Source organism: Delftia sp. WSY_22, assembly GCF_043104185.1.
Lineage (GTDB): Bacteria > Pseudomonadota > Gammaproteobacteria > Burkholderiales > Burkholderiaceae_C > Comamonas > Comamonas tsuruhatensis.
Window position 1 is genome coordinate 1 of record NZ_JBICKN010000034.1, and the last position, 3,250, is coordinate 3,250.

The 3,250-nt window shown below is 61.4% G+C and carries 2 protein-coding genes and 1 pseudogene; all 3 read left to right on the forward strand.

Annotated elements, in window-relative coordinates:
• On the forward strand, positions 1-1,437 hold a 1,437-nt coding region (locus ACF8NF_RS17935), incomplete at its 5' end, for a hypothetical protein (protein WP_392451000.1).
• Entirely contained in the window at positions 1,434-1,871 is a 438-nt protein-coding gene (locus tag ACF8NF_RS17940; RefSeq protein ID WP_392451001.1) for a hypothetical protein, read from the forward strand. The genes ACF8NF_RS17935 and ACF8NF_RS17940, both read left to right, overlap by 4 nt.
• Positions 1,872-1,913: 42 nt before the next feature.
• Positions 1,914-3,250: pseudogene (locus ACF8NF_RS17945) on the forward strand (hypothetical protein); the annotation flags it as partial.

The following is a 3,250-nucleotide window of genomic DNA, read 5'->3' on the forward strand; positions in this document are numbered from 1 at the left end:
GCCGGTGGCGTGCTGGCCGGCCAGTACCCGAACCCCACGTTTGCCCAACCCTTGGCCACGGCGGCGGATCTGCAGGGCAAGGTGGACAAGGTGCCAGGCAAGGGCCTGAGCGCCAACGATTTCACCGACGAGGCGGCAACAAAGCTCAGCGGTGTGGCGACTGGTGCCACCAAGAATGCCACCGACGCGCAACTGCGGGACCGGGGCACGCACACGGGTACGCAGGCCATTGAAACCGTGGCCGGGCTGCAGGCAGCGCTGGACGCTGCCAAGCAGTTCGCCAATCTCACCGGCAAGCCCACCACGACCACGGGTTACGGCATCACTGATGCGCTGACCTCGAAGCCCGTCTTGCTTCCTGCCGGCACAGACTTGAATCTTCTGCCTGATGAGAACCGAATTTATGACGGGTTCAACTTCAAGAATAGCCCCTGGGCGCCTGAAATGTGGTGCTACGTCGAGACACGTACGCATACGTCGGCCGGCTATCAGTATCAGATTACGAGGCTCCTGACAGAAGAAAGTCCGGTGATGGAGCGCCGGAAAATGGGCGTCCTGGGATTTGGTCCATGGCGACTGCAGAGCGCTTTTGGGGTGCAACCCATCTCCAGTGGTGGGACAGGAGCGACCTCTGCCGCAGCCGCAAGATTGAATTTATCTGTAAGGCAGTACGCAAATGCTGGGCTAATTCTCTATGTTCGTGCTGATGGCAATGATGCGAACAATGGAATGACCGATAGTCCTGCGGGTGCATTCAAAACACTAGCGCAAGCAGTTTACGCAGCCAACCTTGTTGATAGATCCAATATTTCAACATTGATTAAAATTGGCCCGGGAAATTTCTCAGGCGTATATGTTGGGGCTTCATCCGCGTTTGGTGGAAATTTCATCTTTGAGGGCGCTGGTGCGGGCGTTACGTATGTTGAAGCGACTGCAGGGGTATCAGCTTTTTCGTTGGCTGCTTGTCGTGTAACTATCAAAAATCTATCTGTCGTTGCCGCTCAGGGAAGTAGTAATACATATCTCATAGTCGGAGATCATAACTGTTTGGTTGATCTGTTCGATATAACATTCGGCGGGAACGGCGTAGCGCCCTATGTGCTGCTTTATTCTGCAAATGGTGGAAATATTATTATTGGCAATATAACTATCAATGGTAATTTTGGGTATGGGTTATATGCCACATATTACGGCAGGATATATGTTGCGAGTCAGAGAACAACCTTTGTCAATTCTTCATGTCAAAATTATTTCATTAACGTTCTAACAAACTCTGCTGTGGCTTGGGCTAACACAACGGTCACAGGTTCGCTAGGTGGCGGAGGGGCAAAGTATTATGCGGGTGGGAATTCGACGGTTAGCACGGGGGGAGGTGGGGCCAACTCTGTCCCAGGCGTGAATCCTGGAACACTTGTTGCAGGAGGTCAATTGACATGACAACTCCAATGTATCAACTGGCTCATGACCAACGGGTGTTTCGTAGCAATGCGGATGGCACTATTTCCACCATTGCGCTCACGGACACACCCGAGTTCCCAAACAGGAACCCGGACTACCTGGCCTACCTGGCCTGGTGCGCGGCAGGCAACGTGCCAGAGCCTGCGGACCCGCTACCAGTGCCCGTGCCCCAGGCCATCACCCGAGCCCAGGGCAAGGCGGCGCTGATCCAGGCCGGCCTGTGGCCGCAGGTGCTGGCCTTCATGGCCGGCATCGAAGATCCCAACGACAAGCTGCTGGCCGAGGTCGCTTTGAACGACACGGTGAACTGGGAGCGCAGTAGCCCATTCCTCGCGCGTGTCGCTGCGGAGTTGGGCCTGAGCCAGCAGCAGCTCGATGAGCTGTTCATCGCGGCAGCGGCCATCGTGCTGTAGCGGCCAGTCCGCGCTGGTGCCAAGCCTGCCAGCCTGCAGGCCATGACCACCTACAAGCTGTCCGCATTCCCGGGCGAGGCGCCCAGCGTGTCCGACCGCGCGCTGGGCGCGAACTTCGCCCGGGAGCACTTCAATCTCTTCCTGCCCAGCTCCGAGTTCTGGCCGCTGGCCACCGACCGGCGCCACTCGGCATGCCTGGCTGGTACCCGCACGCTGCACCGCTTCGCGCGAGATGCCAGCGGCGCCGTGCAGCAGAACCCGGCCGCGCCCATCCGCTCTTGGGCGCAGGAGCTGTCCCTGGTCAAGGGCCAGATCAACGACGAGGCCACCGAGCGCACCTACCAGACCACCAACGACGGCAGCGCCGCGCCGCGTGCGCTGGACGTGCGCGGCAACGACCGGCTGCTGGGCGTGGTGCGCCCGGTCAAGCCCACGGTCACGCTGCAGGTGGTGGACGAGTTCACGACCGAAGAGGCCAAGACCTGGCTGTATGGCGACTTCGCCGAGCTGGTGCGGGCGGACCTGCTGGCCACGGTGATCCAGCACGAGGGCCACCAGGAGGCGATCCGCTGGGATGCCAATGGCAAGGCTTATGCCGGCGCCACATCCAACTACGGGCTGTCCCTGTCTACCGCCGTAGGGGCCGGCGCCTGGGCTGGGAATCTCTATGCCGTGGTCTCGGCCGCCCGCGCCAAGGCCTGCGAGATGGACACCACGCGGCTCGGGGCCGTCAGCACGGCCAGCGGCTGGGCCGTGCCGGTGGCCGCCATGCCGTACAGCTATCCCTTCCGCAGGCCCGCGCTGGTGGAGGCGCTGCAGCGGCACGAGTTTCCGGACACGGCCGGCGAGCGCTCTGGCGAAACCGTGCTCACGGCCGACCAGGCAGCCAAGCTGGCCGACCTGGTGGAGGCCTCGGTGGCACCCGGCAGCAAATGCACGAACTGGCGCAGCGAGCTGGACAAGCTGCTCAAGGAATTCGCGGACCTGGCCCTGTCCAAGTCCTGGGCCGGCGCGGGCACGGCGCCCACCAAGCCGACCGAGCCCAGCGTGGCCCAGTACCACTTTGACGCGGACAACAACGCCATCGAGCATCCCGACTGGGTGCAGTACCGGCTCAAGCTGGAAAACTTCTTCAAGGCACAGGATGCCTACACCGACAGCAAGTCGGATGCTTCGGCCCAGGCCAGCAGCTTCAACGCGCGCTTGGTGGAGATCCAGCAGCGCTGCGCCACTCTGGTGTCCAGCATCCAGACCCAGCTGGCCAGCCAGTACATCGCGGCCACGGGCGACACGGCCGTGATCGGCACCTGGCTGGACCAGCTGGGCGGCGTGGCCGACCTGGCCGGCAAGACCGTGGAGCGCGTGGTGGACTCGCGCTT